15 protein-coding genes are annotated in these 13,871 nt (G+C 60.9%); all 15 read left to right on the forward strand.

Features of this window, described 5'->3' with window-relative positions; translation table 11 throughout:
* The first annotated feature begins 42 nt into the window (after positions 1–42).
* Positions 43–384 carry a hypothetical protein gene (locus tag PE058_RS09820; RefSeq protein WP_271030476.1) on the forward strand — a complete coding sequence of 114 codons (342 nt, stop codon included), beginning with the start codon at positions 43–45 and terminating at the stop codon, positions 382–384.
* Positions 368–1,909, forward strand: a complete 1,542-nt coding sequence (locus PE058_RS09825; RefSeq protein WP_271030477.1) for a hypothetical protein — start codon at positions 368–370, stop codon at positions 1,907–1,909. Before PE058_RS09820 ends, PE058_RS09825 begins: the two co-directional genes overlap by 17 nt.
* On the forward strand, positions 1,910–4,135 hold the full coding sequence (locus PE058_RS09830; RefSeq protein ID WP_271030478.1) for a portal protein: 2,226 nt from the start codon (positions 1,910–1,912) through the stop codon (positions 4,133–4,135).
* 253 nt (positions 4,136–4,388) lie between these two features.
* Positions 4,389–4,580 carry a hypothetical protein gene (locus tag PE058_RS09835; protein WP_271030479.1) on the forward strand — a complete coding sequence of 64 codons (192 nt, stop codon included), beginning with the start codon at positions 4,389–4,391 and terminating at the stop codon, positions 4,578–4,580.
* Positions 4,573–5,589, forward strand: coding sequence for a hypothetical protein (locus PE058_RS09840; RefSeq protein ID WP_271030480.1), 1,017 nt, complete (start codon positions 4,573–4,575; stop codon positions 5,587–5,589). Before PE058_RS09835 ends, PE058_RS09840 begins: the two co-directional genes overlap by 8 nt.
* A 24-nt stretch (positions 5,590–5,613) precedes the next feature.
* The gene (locus PE058_RS09845; protein WP_271030481.1) at positions 5,614–6,657 is read left to right on the forward strand and encodes an SU10 major capsid protein; all 1,044 of its coding nucleotides are present in this window, start codon (positions 5,614–5,616) and stop codon (positions 6,655–6,657) included.
* A gap of 1 nt (position 6,658) precedes the next feature.
* Positions 6,659–6,979, forward strand: coding sequence for a hypothetical protein (locus PE058_RS09850; protein WP_271030482.1), 321 nt, complete (start codon positions 6,659–6,661; stop codon positions 6,977–6,979).
* 17 nt (positions 6,980–6,996) lie between these two features.
* The gene (locus PE058_RS09855) at positions 6,997–7,227 is read left to right on the forward strand and encodes a hypothetical protein (protein WP_271030483.1); all 231 of its coding nucleotides are present in this window, start codon (positions 6,997–6,999) and stop codon (positions 7,225–7,227) included.
* Entirely contained in the window at positions 7,227–7,862 is a 636-nt protein-coding gene (locus tag PE058_RS09860; RefSeq protein ID WP_271030484.1) for a phage adaptor protein, read from the forward strand. The genes PE058_RS09855 and PE058_RS09860 overlap by 1 nt, the downstream gene beginning before the upstream one ends.
* Positions 7,862–9,337: a hypothetical protein gene (locus PE058_RS09865; protein ID WP_271030485.1), complete on the forward strand. Its 1,476-nt coding sequence runs from the start codon at positions 7,862–7,864 to the stop codon at positions 9,335–9,337. The genes PE058_RS09860 and PE058_RS09865 overlap by 1 nt, the downstream gene beginning before the upstream one ends.
* Positions 9,327–10,283: a hypothetical protein gene (locus PE058_RS09870; protein ID WP_271030486.1), complete on the forward strand. Its 957-nt coding sequence runs from the start codon at positions 9,327–9,329 to the stop codon at positions 10,281–10,283. The genes PE058_RS09865 and PE058_RS09870 overlap by 11 nt, the downstream gene beginning before the upstream one ends.
* Positions 10,280–10,756, forward strand: coding sequence for a hypothetical protein (locus tag PE058_RS09875; RefSeq protein WP_271030487.1), 477 nt, complete (start codon positions 10,280–10,282; stop codon positions 10,754–10,756). The genes PE058_RS09870 and PE058_RS09875 overlap by 4 nt, the downstream gene beginning before the upstream one ends.
* A complete protein-coding gene (locus PE058_RS09880) occupies positions 10,753–11,040 on the forward strand; it encodes a hypothetical protein (protein ID WP_271030488.1) in 288 nt (95 codons plus the stop codon). Before PE058_RS09875 ends, PE058_RS09880 begins: the two co-directional genes overlap by 4 nt.
* The gene (locus PE058_RS09885; protein WP_271030489.1) at positions 11,037–11,537 is read left to right on the forward strand and encodes a hypothetical protein; all 501 of its coding nucleotides are present in this window, start codon (positions 11,037–11,039) and stop codon (positions 11,535–11,537) included. The genes PE058_RS09880 and PE058_RS09885 overlap by 4 nt, the downstream gene beginning before the upstream one ends.
* Before the next feature lie 10 nt (positions 11,538–11,547).
* On the forward strand, positions 11,548–13,866 hold the full coding sequence (locus PE058_RS09890) for a hypothetical protein (RefSeq protein ID WP_271030490.1): 2,319 nt from the start codon (positions 11,548–11,550) through the stop codon (positions 13,864–13,866).
* Positions 13,867–13,871: the final 5 nt, after the last annotated feature.

Raw genomic sequence — 13,871 nt, forward strand, 5'->3', positions numbered from 1 at the left:
CAACACGGAGTGCCCATTTTTTAATTGGGCGAAATTGGGAAAATGGGAAAGAAAACGGGCAACCCTCGCGGCAGGCCGAAAGGCGCCAAGAGCCAGTACACCGTCGAGCGTGAGCGCAAGGTCGAAGAGACCGCAAGGGCGCTTGAGGACGTGTTGCCGGCAGCCTTCAAAGGTGATGCGCACGCGTTCCTCATGGCCGTCTACAAGGACACGGCTAACCCGATCAAGGACCGCCTCGCCGCTGCGACTGCCGCCATCGGATATGAGAAGCCCAAGCTCGCTGCGATCGAACACTCGGGTGAGATGACGCTGACCCACGAGCAGGCACTTGCTGAACTCGAAGAGGCCGAAGCATCAATGAACGGGCATGAGCCGGCTCACTGAGCGCGAAGCAGAGCTCAGGGCTCGCTATCGCAGCGACTTCGTCCCTTACGCGGGGGTCTGCCTCAAGATCAGGCCTAAGGACCCGCGCGCCGGCAATCAGCCGTTGGTTCTGAACACGTCGCAGCGTTACGTCCACTCGAAGCTCGAAGAACAGAAGGCAAATACTGGGAAGGTCCGGGCGCTCGTCCTCAAGGGTCGGCAGCAGGGCATGTCGACGTACATCGGCGGCCGCTTCTACTGGCGCGTCACTCACGGCCGCGGCATCCGTTGCTTCATCCTCACCCATGAGCAGGAAGCGACAAACAACCTGTTCGCCATGGTCGAGCGCTACCATGAGCACTGCCCGGCGCTGATGAAGCCTCAGACAGGAGCCTCGAACGCTAAGGAACTGTACTTCGATAAGCTTGAGAGCGGTTACGCCGTCGGCACGGCCGGCACCAAAGCAGTAGGGCGCTCTCAGACCATCCAGCTCTTCCACGGCTCTGAGGTCGCGTTCTGGCCGAATGCACCAACCCACTTTGCCGGTGTCGTTCAGGCCGTACCGGATCTGCCAGGAACGGAGATCATTCTGGAAAGCACGGCGAACGGCGTCGGCGGCGAGTTTCACGAGCGCTGGCAGAACGCAGAGGCAGGGATTGGCGACTATATCGCGATCTTCGTGCCCTGGTTCTGGCAGGAGGAATACCGCCGCGCTGTTCCGGAAGGCTTCGAGCTCGACGACGAGGAACGCGAGTACATGCTCGCGCACAGCCTCGACATGGAGCAGATGGCCTGGCGCCGGAACAAGATCGCGGAACTGAAAGACCCGCTGCTGTTCAAGCAGGAATACCCGGCCACCGCGGCCGAAGCCTTCCAGATGTCGGGGCACGACTCGTTCATCCCGACCGAGCTGGTGCTGAAGGCCCGGAAAGCGACCTGCGAGCCGTCTGGCCCCCTCGTCATCGGCTACGACCCGAACTGGAAGGGCAAAGACAGGGCGGCTATGGCCCGCCGACGCGGCCGCAAGGTGTTGAGGGTCGAAAGCCGTCAAGGCCTCGACACGATGGCCCAGGTGGGCTGGTGCAAGCAGGTCATCGATACCGAGAAGCCCGCGCGGTTCTTTGTCGACGTCGGCGGTGTCGGTGCGGGTGTCTACGACCGTCTCGTGGAGATGGGTTACGGAAAGATCGTGCGCGCGATCAACTTCGGTTCCGCGCCGCTTGAGCCGCAGCCCCTAGACGAGAACGGCAGGCCCAAGGGCGGTTATGTGAACCGTCGGGCCGAGATGTGGGGCAAGTCCCGTGACTGGCTCTCTGATCCGGGCGGCGCGGACATCCCGGACGACGACGCAATCCACGCTGACGCGGTTGTGCCTGGCTACAAGTACGACAGCCTCACGCGCATCCTGCTCGAAAGCAAAGAAGACATCCGCAAGCGCGGGCTGCGCTCCCCGGACGAGTGGGACGCCGTTGTATTGACGTTCGCTGAACCCGTGGTCGAGATTCAGGCCACGAACCTTAAGCGCAAGATTTCGAGGGTCGCCTAATTGGCCAAGCCTGAAAAGATGACCGAGGACGACCTGCGCCGCATTCTTCGCCAAGAGGAATCGGACGCAGCGGCGTATCACGACTCGGAGCTGGCCAAGGCCCAGGAAGACGGCATCAAGCGGTACTTCGGTGAGCCGTATGGTACGGAGAAGGAAGGCCGCTCGAAGGTCGTCACGCAGGACATTGCCGACGACGTGCACGCCATCATGCCGGATCTCATGCGCTGCTTTACGAGCGCGAACGATCTGATCAGCATCGAGGCGCTGTCAGCCAAGGACGACCAGCCTTATCAGCTCGGTGTCGATCCTCAGAGCGGGCAGCCGATCCTGTCGAAGAAGAGCAAGGTCGATATCATTGCCGCCTATCTCGCCCACATCTTCTTCAAGGACAACAACGGCCGGGAGAACATCTACGACATTGGCTTCGACGGCTTGGTGCAGCGCACCGGCATCATGCAGGTGTCGTGGGAGCCGGCCCAGCCAAAGCCGCCTAAGGAACTTGCTGGTGTGACACCCCAGATCCTGGCGGAATACCTGAACGACCCGGAATACGAAGTCCTCGAGCAGAGCGAAGAAGAGGGGCCACAGGGCCCCGTTTTCAATTTGCGCGTTCGCCAGACGCCAGCAACGGGCCGTGTCTACATCTCCCCGGTTCCGCCTGAAGAGTTCGCTATCGATAAGCTGGCGCGCAACATCCGCGAGGCAAAGTACCACCGCAGGAAATGCACGCGGTATCTCGCGGAACTGATGCGGGAGTTCCCAGACTCGGCAGACGAGCTTGATGAACTCAAGAACTCGGTGAGTGGCGATAGCTCGTTGTGGGACGACGGACGCAAGGCAGCGCGGTTCCCAGACGACGACGTTGACCCGGAGCCGAAGTACGCAAACGAGGGCCGGCGCGAGGTTATCCTGCATCACGAGTTCATCCGCATCGACTTCGACGGGGATGGGATTGTCGAGCTCCGCCAGGTTAAGCGTGTCGGCAACGTGATCTTGGAGAACATCGAGGTTGATGCGTCGGATTATGTGATCTGGTCGCCGTACCGCGTGTCGCACCGGGCGATTGGCCGGTCTGTGCCGGATCTGATGGATTCGACGCAGCGCATCCGTACCGAGTTGACCCGGAGCATGCTCGACGGTCTCTCCCAGACCCTCAACCCTCGGACAGTCGTCAACACGGTGATTGTCGATCAAGACGGCATCGACGCTCTGGTTGACAACGAAGAGGGCGCGATCATCCCAGCCCGCGGCGACGTGAACGCCGCGATGAAGGAATCCGTCACCCCGGATATCTCCGGCCCGGCTCTCCAAGCTCTCGAATACTTCGACCAACGCGGCCAGGAAGCATCTGGCGTCACACAGCACAGCCAGGGCATGGATCCGACCGCGCTCAATAAGACCGCAACGGGTATTGACCTGTTGCAGGCTGCCGGCAAGACCCGTGTCGAGATGGTGGCTGGCTGGCTCGGCCTCGCTCTTGAAGAAATCCTAAAACGCGTCCTGCAGCTTCTGTGCGCGCACCAGGACAAGCCCCGTCAGGTCAAGCTGTTCGGGGAATGGGTCGACATCGATCCGCGCCGCTGGTCGGACGAAGCGGCCATCACGGTCAGTGTCGGCAAGGCTGGCGTCTCTCGCCATCAACGCTTGAACAACCTGATGGTGATCGCAGCCAAGCAGGAACAGATCCTGATGCAGGCTGGTCCCGGCAACCCGCTTGTCACGCTCCAGCACTACCGCAACACGCTTGCAGCTATTGCGGAATGCATGGGCGAGCGCGACGCCTCGCTGTTCTTCGGTGAGGTGCCGGAGGACTTCAAACCCGAGCCGCAGCCGGACCCGAAGGTCGTTGAAGCGCAGATGAAGAACCAGTTGGAGACGGCCAAGGCGCAGAACGACGCCCAACTGGCTCAGCAGAGGATGCAGTTCGACCAGCACGCCCAGGCGCAGAAGCTCGCCTCGGAGCGTGAGCTCGCAGCGTTCAAGGCCCAATCTGAACAGCAAATCGCTCAGATCCGCATCGCCATGGAAGAGCGCATCGCCATGCTGCGGATGGACATGGAAATGCGGCTTGAAGAGCGTCGGCTCGACTTGGAATCCGCCCAGGCCGAACGCGATAGCCAGCGCCAGGCTGGGGTTGGTGTGATCGCGGCCAAGGCGAAGGCCAAGGCGAACGGGTCTAAGTCTCAGATGAGGAAGGCTCGTCCGGGGGGCGATCTGTCGAAATGAGGGTCTCGTCCTTCATGCCGCGCAAGAACTCTGCGGGGTCAATGAACTTCAGCTTGCCGAAGCGCCGCTCTGCCTCCTCGGCAGAAATCTCGACGTCGTTGACTAAGAAACGCTTGGGCTTGTTTTCCACGGCTCTCGCCTCGTCCGTTGATGGTGGACCACCAATAGCATGAAGCCATCTAGGCCGAAAGAGGAGCGCGCGGCAGACCAGATCGACCGCGGGCTCGCCGCTGCCCGATTGATTGAAGACCCCGTGGTGATCGCGTTCTTTGCCGCTGAACGCGATCGTCATGTAGACGCGATGATTTCCGCTGGCGTCCTCGAAGACGACAAGCGCCGCGCCGCCGCCCTGAAGTTGCAGGCGCTGAACGACCTGAAATCACATCTGACCTCAGAGGCCGCGCTCGGCCGCAAGCAGCAAGAGAAGGCTAAGGCACATGGATAACGAGACCCAGACGAACGAGGAGCCCGCATTCGACTTCGCAGCACCCACAGAAGCGCTCTCTCTCGACCGCGGCGCGCAGATCATCGGCGATAGCCTGAAGAACGAGAGCCGCGAGCGGGAGTCGAATGGGCGCTTCAAGGGCCCAGATAAGACTGGGGCCGAGGCCGACAAGGTCATAGACCTCAAGACCGGCAAGCCGCCGGAGAAGGCCGAAGAGCAGGCCAAGCCTGATGTGGATGACGAAGACCCGGAGTTCGAGTTCGAGCCCGAAGCCGACGGCAAGGAGCCGACGCGCCGGAAGCTGTCCGATCTGGTCGCCGGGTTCGAGAAGGCGGCGACGCTCGAGAAGGAAGTAGAGACGCTTCGCAGTAAGGCGACGCAAGTTCCTGCCGAATACGCCACGGGACTGCAACAGATCGTGGAAGATCGTGGCCGCTACATGCAGGCGCTGGAGTATACGGCCAAGCTTTTCAAGCCGGTTGAGCCGGACCCGAACCTCGCGAACCCCAACCATCCGAACTACGATCCAAACGCCTATTGGGCGGCGAAGGAAGCGTTTGACCGCAGCAAGATGGCGATTGAAGCGATCCGCAAGGAATACGAGGCCGAGGCCGCAAAGCAGACCGAGCAGCAGAAGCTGCTCCTCAATGCGCATCTCGCCCGCGAGCGTGAAGCGCTCTTCAAGGCATGGCCGGAGGTCAAGAACCAGGATACGGCCAAGAAGGTGAGCGAGGCGCTCAAATCCGCCTACGGCTTTACCGCCCAGGAAATCGAAAACACGACGGATCACAGGATGTTCCTGGTGATCCGTGATGCAATGGAATTTCGCGCGTCGAAGGCGAAAGAGGCAGAGGCGGTCAAGGTCGTCCGCAAACTGCCAAAGCTTGTGAAGGGTGCAGCGCGTTCAACGACCGACTCGAAGGCGGCAGGGCGCTCCCAGGCCATGGCTAAGCTAAGCCAGACTGGGAGCATCCACGATGCCGTAGCGGCCATCAAAGGCCTCATCTAGCACCCTCAGACAAGGAATATTACCATGACCGTCCCCTCTCAGACGGTGCAGACCTTCGCCATGGTCGGCATCCGTGAAGACATCTCCGACACGATCACCATGATCGACCCCACTGAGGTTCCGTTCTATTCCGGCATCTCCAAGGGGAGCGCCAAGAACCGCACCCCCGAATGGCAGAGCGATGCCCTCGCAGCTCCTAACCCCGCCAACATGACGGTGGAAGGTGACGAGGCTACGAACGATGCCGGCACCCAGCCCGTTCGGCTCAAGAATGTCGTGCAGCTCTTCGACAAGGTCGTAGAGGTGTCGAGCACGGCACAGGCCGTGGAAACGGCTGGCCGCGACAACGAGCTTGCCTATCAGGTTCTCAAGCGCGGCAAGGAGCTGAAGCGCGATTTCGAGGCCCGCTGCACCGGCAACTACGCCTCTGTGGTCGGCAACGCTTCGACGGCTGGCCAGATGGGCGGCGCGGAAGCGTATATCAAGACGAACGTATCGCGCGGCGGTGGCGGCGCTTCTGGCGGCTACAATTCTGGTACCGGCCTCATAGTGGCCGCGACCGACGGTGCCTTGCGCGAAGCCACGGAAGCCCTCCTCAAAAGCGTGATCCAGCAGGCGTGGACACGTGGCGGCAACCCGTCGACCATCATGGTCAACGGCGCCATGAAGCAGAAGTTCTCGGGCTTCCAGGGCATCGCCACGCAGTATCGCGACAATCCCGGTACCAAGGCCGCCGTGATCATCGCTGCGGCTGACGTCTACAAGTCCGATTTCGGGCTGCATTCAATCGTTCCGAACCGGTTCATGTGCCATGGCGCCTCGCCGCGAGACTCAACGTGGACGAACCAGGCCAGAACGGACGCGGAAGACGCCAACCGCACGGCCCTGGTTCTCGACATGAGCTCGTGGAAGGCGAAGTTCCTGCAGCCGATGAAGACGACGCCGCTCGCCAAGACCGGCCACTCGGACCGCAAGATGCTCTACGCCGAGTGGACGCTCGAATGCGATGACGAGAAGAAGAACGGCGTGCTCGCCGACATCGACACCGACAACGTGGACGCCACCTAACGTGAGCGGCCGTCGTCTTTTCGAATACGACCCGCATCGCGGTCTTCGTATCGATTTCGAGCCTTTGGAGGGCGGCAAGTTCGCCCTTCATTATTCCCAGGACGTCGAGCCCCTGCTCGATCACAACAAGGCGTGCCAGGGTGAGAGCCTCAACCGAAAGAGCGAGTTCCGACACTACGCCTCGGTGCCGGTCACGGTCCAATATCAGTGGATCAAGGACTATGGGGTGGACCCACTCGCGCCAGAGCATCAGGACTTGCTGACCCGGCTGCTCAACTCCAACGAATGGCGCTACCTCAAGACGCAAGAGGTGATCATTTGACCAGGAAGAACAGGGTCGTGAAAGATCCCATCGACCAGACGCCGATCGAGACAGATGAGCCGGCATTCGTGCCGCCAAAACCTGAAAGGAAGGCTAGACCGGCACGCCGCCACGTCGAGATTACGCCCGCCGGGGCCGACGCGCAGTGCTGGAGCGAGCATGGGATGCATGAAACCGCTGGCGTGATCATCGAGACCACGTATGCCGACATCTTCGTCGAGCGCGGTTGGGCTAAAGAGGTCGACTAATGGCGCTTGGTAACCTCGCCGAACTCAGGACAGCGGCGCTCGGCCTTCGCACCGACATGGCGTCCAAGTTCTCGAGTGAAATCCTGCCGCTCGCGGAACAGCGCATCTTCTATGGAGACGGGCCGCTTCAGCCCTTGCGCGTGCTCCCGATGGAGACGAGCCAGAACCTGAGCTTCACGTCGGGGTCGGCAACGCTACCAACAGACTTCCTCGACAAGCGTGCGCTCTATTGGGAAGGAGCTGCCGGGCAGATCGTATCTCTCTCATACGAACCCCCGGCCGTGTTCTACCAGGAGAGCTACAATCGACGCGGGGGATCGTTCCCGATGGCGTACACAGTAGAAGGCAACACGGCCAAGATTTCACCTGCGCTGACCGGCACAGCCAGGCTCCTCTACTACCAACGCCCAGCGGCCATGTCTGGCGATACAGACACCAACGTGATCCTTGCCAAATGGCCGGGCGTCTACCTGTTCTCGTGCCAGATAGACCTTTATCGGTTGCTGCGAAACGACGATGAGCTCACCAAGGTGCGCCAGTTCTATGCTGACGCGGTCGCAGCAGCAAACAGACAGGCTCTCGTCGCGCGCACGTTCGGAGGAACGCTCAAGAAGCGGGTAGGGTTCGGCGTCTGATGCGCCAAAAGAAGCCCATCCCCTTCGGGCAGTTCGCCCCGGATCAGTCGAAGATCAGCGGACAGAGCCCCTTGATCAAAGGGGTTCTTCCACTGTCTGGCCGCTATGCTCCTCTGCCGGATCTCGCTCAGGTGCGGGCTGGGTCCATGATCAACGATCCGTGTCTCGGCGGGCGCTGCTTCTACGACGGGGACGGATTTCCCGTCGCGTTTCTGGCGGACCAGGGCCGCCTCTATCGTGTCGTCGGCAAAGTGCCGGCGGATGTGTCGAAGTTAGGCGGCTATTCGTTTTCCTACGATTGGGGGGTGACCTTCGAGCAGTTCGGCAACAACGTCGTTGCAGTCGGCCGCGGCGTCACGCCTCAACGCTACGTCATGGGATCGTCGTCACAGTTTGCCGATCTCGCGAACGCGCCGCTCGGCGACACCGTGTTCCGCATTCGCCAGCACCTCTTCATCTGCGATGGCAAGACCGTAAACGTGTCGGCCTTCAACAACATCACGTTGTGGGAGCCCGATTTCGAGACGCAGGCGTTCCAGGCCGAGGTCAACCAGGCCAACGGCCTCATCGTCGCTGGATGGGGCGGGGAGCAGGGTGCCATCTTCCAGGAGCGCGGCATCGTCCGCGTCACCTATACCGGAGCCCAGGCGCCTTTCATTCTGGACGAGGTGGAGGGAGGCCGCGGCGTCTGTGGCCCGCACGCGTGGAGCCCTTGGGGAAAGATCGCATTCTGCGCGGCGGAGGACGGGTTTTACCGGTTCGACGGACTGTCGGCCACGCCGATCGGGGAAGGTCGCGTGGATCGGTACTTCGCCAACCGCCTGAACTATGGGTATCGGCACCGGGTGTGGGCGGCTGTCGACGCCCGGCGCAAATGCTGGATGGTGGCCTATCCGACGGATGGCTACATCATGCCGAATGAGGTGCTGATCTACTCGTGGGCCGACGACAAATGGACCCTCGACGAGTTCGACTCTCAGTTCGGTTTCGAGATCCACCGGGAGCCCGTCAACGCCGACGACGAAGCCGGACTGATCGAGATGTTCGGCACCGCCAATGCCGATGATCCCGTGTTTGCCAACGTGAGCGCGGATAGCCCACAGTTCCGAGAGAGCCGGAAGGAATGGGCGGTCGTCGACGGCGACCGGAGGCTGTGCCAGTTCACGGGCGCGAACCGCGCCGCATCGCTCTCGACGGCAACCTATGACGTGGCAGGACGGAAAACGTTCGTCTCGGAAGTCTGGCCGATCGTCGACGCTGCCCCGGAGCATGTCACGGCCCAGGTTGCGACGAGACTGCGACGGCTGGATGAGGTCGAAACGGTTTCAACCGAGTCCCCGATGAATTCCGAAGGGTTCTGCCCAGTTTACGCCGAGGGGCGCTATCAGCGCGGCATCGTGAACATTGCCGAGGGTGCGTCTTGGACGGAGGCGACGGGCATCCACACCGACGCAGGAGAGAGCGGTGAGCGCTGACGGCGGCGGCTCCCGGTTCCTTTATCCAACCGGAAAAACGGTCGAGCACCTGTACCAGACCCTTCGGGTCCTGATCGATACGCTGAACCGAGAGCAGAAAAGCGACGAGGTCGATCTCACCGCCCTCCAGGAGGCGATCGAGGCGGCGCAGAACACGCTGAACGAGATCGATCTTAACGGAGCGCTGACGCCTCAACAGGAGTTCGAGCTGTCGCTCGTGACGGCGGTGGACACGATGCTAGGATCAGTGTCGAGCATGGTGCTCGATACGATCAAGCGCAGCCAGGACGCGGCTGCCGCAACAATCCGGGCGCTGCTCGAGGGGCAAAAGAACAAGGTTGCGATCCGCGTCGAGCAAAAAGCACGGCTCACCGAGCAGGAAGCGTTCGTATCGCAGCTGACGACTTTCGAGGCGCAACTCCTCAACGCCTTGGCATCCATTACGCAGGAGACAACGGCCCGCACCAACGCCGACAATGCTCTGGCGCAGGTAGACCAGACTATTACGACGGCCCTCAACGGCAATATTGCGCAGGTGCAGATCCTCGCCCAGTCCGTCGACGGTATCGAGCAGAAATTCGCGGTGACGCTCAACCAGAACGGTCAGGTGACCGGCCTTGTCCAGCTCGACGGAACAGCTGCGGGAAGCACGTTCACCGTGGTTGCGAACAAGTTCCAGATCGCCCAGCCAGACCAGACAGGCGGCGCCCCGAAGACTGTTTATTCGATTGGGAACGTCAACGGGGTGCCGACGCTCGTGTTCTCGGGGAACATGTTCGGAGACGGGACGATCACGGCGCAGAAGCTCATCGTCGCGTCGATCGACTCGATCAGCTCGAACTTTGGGTCAGGTACCTATCAGGGCGTTCTCAAGTCGGCCGCTGGTTCCAATGGAGAGCTGAGGCTGAACTTCAACACGCCAGAAATAAGGCTGACGACCGCATGAGGGTGACCCTCCTCGGAAAGGGCTCAAACGGTGTCGTATCAATATTCACGGGTGACGACGATCTGCCCTTCAGCGACCCTCTTAGCCACCTCGACCGTATCAAGTTTCACTCTTCCCTGGCGTATCCCAAGGTCATCCGAACCGAGACGAAAAATCAGGTTTTCGATGCCTATGCGACCTCTCTCATGGGGACGTTCACAAAGACCTATGACCTCTTTGCGCACGGTAGGCCTGGACAGCCATGGGTTCTCGCTTCGGCCACGATCGGTGGAAACAAGATCGCGTTTACCGGAAGCCTACCGGTGCAAATGGGGTTCTCAGGGAGCACGCAGACGCAGTGGGCTCGATGGGTGACTATCGGTGCGGACGCGACGCACGTGAGAGCGTTTGAGTACGTCGTGAAAACAAACAGCACCTCGATGCCGGCAATTACCATCCCGATCACCGTGTGGGTTACGGACGAGCTGCTATGACCGATACGATCATCATCACGCCCACGCGTTGCGTTTTTAATGGAGGTCAGTTCGACAGCGACCATCGCTACTTGCGATCGACGGATGCGAACCCGGTTACCGTGATCTTGGCAGGTCCGAGCATCGGCATAACCGCGGACTCCAAATACAATGTCGTTGCGTGGCGATTTGAGTGTGCCGGATATGTGATCAATGCGCCGGCGTACCGATCAGGATCGGTTCTCGGCTTTAACATCCAGCCACCGTCTTCCGTTCCGAACACGCCGACGCCGGTTGCTCTGTGACGTTTACAGCATCGGCAGGGCGCATCATCGCGACGGATGCGAACGGAGAGGTGAAGCTCGACACGGATGAGGATCTGTTCCACGTAGTCACGACGCTTCCGCAGAAGTCAGTCGATATCGCAATCGTCAACACGTCAACAGCCTTCACGAACCTCACGACTGAATACGGTATTGGCGCGTGCGATCCGTCATGCACGCATGTGATCGGTGCGGTCAGATTTTCCGGCTCTGGAGCGTGGGGTGTCGCCTTCGACAGATGGACGACCTATCTCGGAGGAACGATCATCTGGGCCATGACGGCTCCCGGTCTTACGTCGCAGACGTCAGGTGATATCTACGGGCACGTTCACACCTTTTGTGGGTATCGGTTCTTCGTAAGAAACGGTGGCGTCGTAATGGAGAGAAGGCTCGTTCTTCCGAGCAATCCTCCGTCAGTGGGGCTTGCCATCAAGGCTCACACGATCACATGCAAGCTCAAAGCGGGTCGCTTTACCTAGGAATCTCTGAATGACCGCATGGTATCGCGCGGGCACCGTCACAGCCACAAACGGCTCGACGACGGTGACCGGTGCGCTCACAGCATGGCTCGCTAACGCGAAGGCGGGGGACGTGTGGTGCCCCGACGCGGATGGGCGCGGCTATGAGATCACCGCAGTCGGCTCGAACACGTCGATCACCATCTATCCCGCCTACGCGGGGACCACGGGCAGTGGGAAGGCGTATGGCATCGCCCGCTTCTCGACGAACTGGAACTCGGTTTCTGATATCGGCGTCTCGCTCGCGGAGATCCTTGCGGCGCAGACGAACATTCTGGCCGGCAACGGCGTGCCCTCTGATTCCCTCGGACAGGACGGAGACGTCTACTTCCGGCAGGATGTCGCCGAGTACTACACCAAGGGCTCCGGCACGTGGACCCTCGTAACCGCTTTGATCGGTCCTCAGGGTCCGGCCGGCCCGAGCTATCAGGCGACCAGCACATCGTCTGTTGCGATCGGGACGGGCGCGAAGACGTTCACGGTGCAGTCCGGCCGCGGCTATTCCGCTGGGCAATGGTTGCGGGTTTCGAACAGCTCCAGCAACTACATGGAAGGAACGGTCACCTCCTACAGCAGCACGACGCTGATCATCAACGTGCCGGCGGGCCGCGCGATTGGGTCTGGAACGTTCACGTCCTGGAACGTCAATATTGCTGGAGATATTGGCCCAGCGAACAGCCTGGCTATCGGGTCTGTAACGACTGGCGCAGCCGGCTCAAGCGCGAGCGCGACGATTACAGGGACCGCGCCGAGCCAAACGCTCAACCTCGTAATCCCGCGTGGCAACACGGGCGTTGCTGGAGACACGGGCCCTCAGGGCTCCACCGGAGCCGCCGCCACCATTACGGTCGGAACGGTCGATACCGTCGATCCTGACGATCCAGCAACCGTCACGAACTCTGGGACGTCGGGTGCAGCGGTTTTCGACTTCGAGATCCCGAAGGGCGACCCCGGCACTCCGATCAACCACCGCGGCGATTACAACGGCGCGACGACTTACGCGCTGAACGATGCGGTGCGGGTGCTTGGTTCCACATGGGTTTACATCAATGCCACACCCGGTTCAGGCAATGCCCCGCCAACGCTGCCTACGGAATCGAACTCCTACTGGCAGCTCATGGCGCAGGCCGGGTCCAACGGAACCGGCGCTGTCGATCTCGTAAACGGTCAATCCGGCGTCGTGGTTCTCGACGGCTCCGACATCGAGGCTAATCACACAGCCACGAACTACACTCCAGCAGGCAGCTCGGTCGCCGACCATCTGGCCGCCGTGGACACCGAGCTTGGAAACGTCTTCGCGCCCGGCTCGGCGCCGAACGGCACCATGGCGAGCGCGGCCACGGTCGATATCGGCGCATCGTCCGACCTCTATCTGACCATCACCGGAACTACCACGATCACGTCGTTCGGCACTGTGCCAAACCAATGGCGCGTGCTGACGTTCTCGGGCGCGCTCACGCTGACGCACAATACGACGACGCTCAAGCTGCCGGGCAACGACCTCATCAGAACCGAGGCCGGTGACGTTGCGGTCTTTGCCTCCGACGCATCCGGCAACTGGACCTGCCTCAGCTATACGCGCAGACGTCAGAGGCCTCGCGGGAACCTTCTTTCCGACTTCGCCATCAGTCTATTCGCGGACAACGGACGGTTCGCGGGCAATGTGTCAACCACTGAGGTGAGCGCATTCACGTTTCCAAATTACATTCAGTTCGTCAACGGAGGGACCGCATCGAACTACGGAAAGTTCATCACGAATAACAATGATTACGGCGGAAGCGCCGGGTCTCTTGCCACTGAGGTCAAGACCCTCATCGATAAAGTGAAGGATTCCGGCTACCGCAGATACGGGGTGGAGTTTTTTGTGGCCCAGATCACGGCGGGCAGCGGGACAGCGAACGCTCCCGTCGTCATAGGAGGCACTACCTTTTATTACAACGCGCTGCTGTCGTTTGGTCCACGACCGCCGGCAATGACGTTCCGCGCCCACATCCGAGCGTTGGACGCCGCAATTGCGTATATCGTGCAGCCGGGGCAAACGGCCTACAAGAACGGGGTCCGCCAATCTGGAAATTTCCGCATCGAGGTCGCGGACGGATGGGTGCACGTCCTGATCTTCGATGAGCAAACGCCCAGAACCTCGTTCGACTATAACCCGACTCCCTACTCAATTTATTGCGCGTCTTCTGGTCATCGCTATCTGATCGCGTGCCCGGCCCTGATGGGTGGATTGGTCGAGGTCGATAGCAACGTTCTTGTCGTCCCGAGTGTCAACCGCTGGCTGGTGTAGGGAGG

Origin of the sequence: Hyphomicrobium sp. DMF-1 (assembly GCF_027886585.1) — a bacterium.
Taxonomy (GTDB): Bacteria; Pseudomonadota; Alphaproteobacteria; order Rhizobiales; family Hyphomicrobiaceae; genus Hyphomicrobium_C; species Hyphomicrobium_C zavarzinii.

Coding starts and splice junctions, on each gene's coding strand:
- PE058_RS09820 (WP_271030476.1), top strand. CDS start 43: ATGGGAAAGAAAACGGGCAACCCTCGCGGCAGGCCGAAAGGCGCCAAG.
- PE058_RS09825 (WP_271030477.1), top strand. CDS start 368: ATGAGCCGGCTCACTGAGCGCGAAGCAGAGCTCAGGGCTCGCTATCGC.
- PE058_RS09840 (WP_271030480.1), top strand. CDS start 4,573: ATGGATAACGAGACCCAGACGAACGAGGAGCCCGCATTCGACTTCGCA.
- PE058_RS09845 (WP_271030481.1), top strand. CDS start 5,614: ATGACCGTCCCCTCTCAGACGGTGCAGACCTTCGCCATGGTCGGCATC.
- PE058_RS09860 (WP_271030484.1), top strand. CDS start 7,227: ATGGCGCTTGGTAACCTCGCCGAACTCAGGACAGCGGCGCTCGGCCTT.
- PE058_RS09865 (WP_271030485.1), top strand. CDS start 7,862: ATGCGCCAAAAGAAGCCCATCCCCTTCGGGCAGTTCGCCCCGGATCAG.
- PE058_RS09875 (WP_271030487.1), top strand. CDS start 10,280: ATGAGGGTGACCCTCCTCGGAAAGGGCTCAAACGGTGTCGTATCAATA.
- PE058_RS09880 (WP_271030488.1), top strand. CDS start 10,753: ATGACCGATACGATCATCATCACGCCCACGCGTTGCGTTTTTAATGGA.
- PE058_RS09890 (WP_271030490.1), top strand. CDS start 11,548: ATGACCGCATGGTATCGCGCGGGCACCGTCACAGCCACAAACGGCTCG.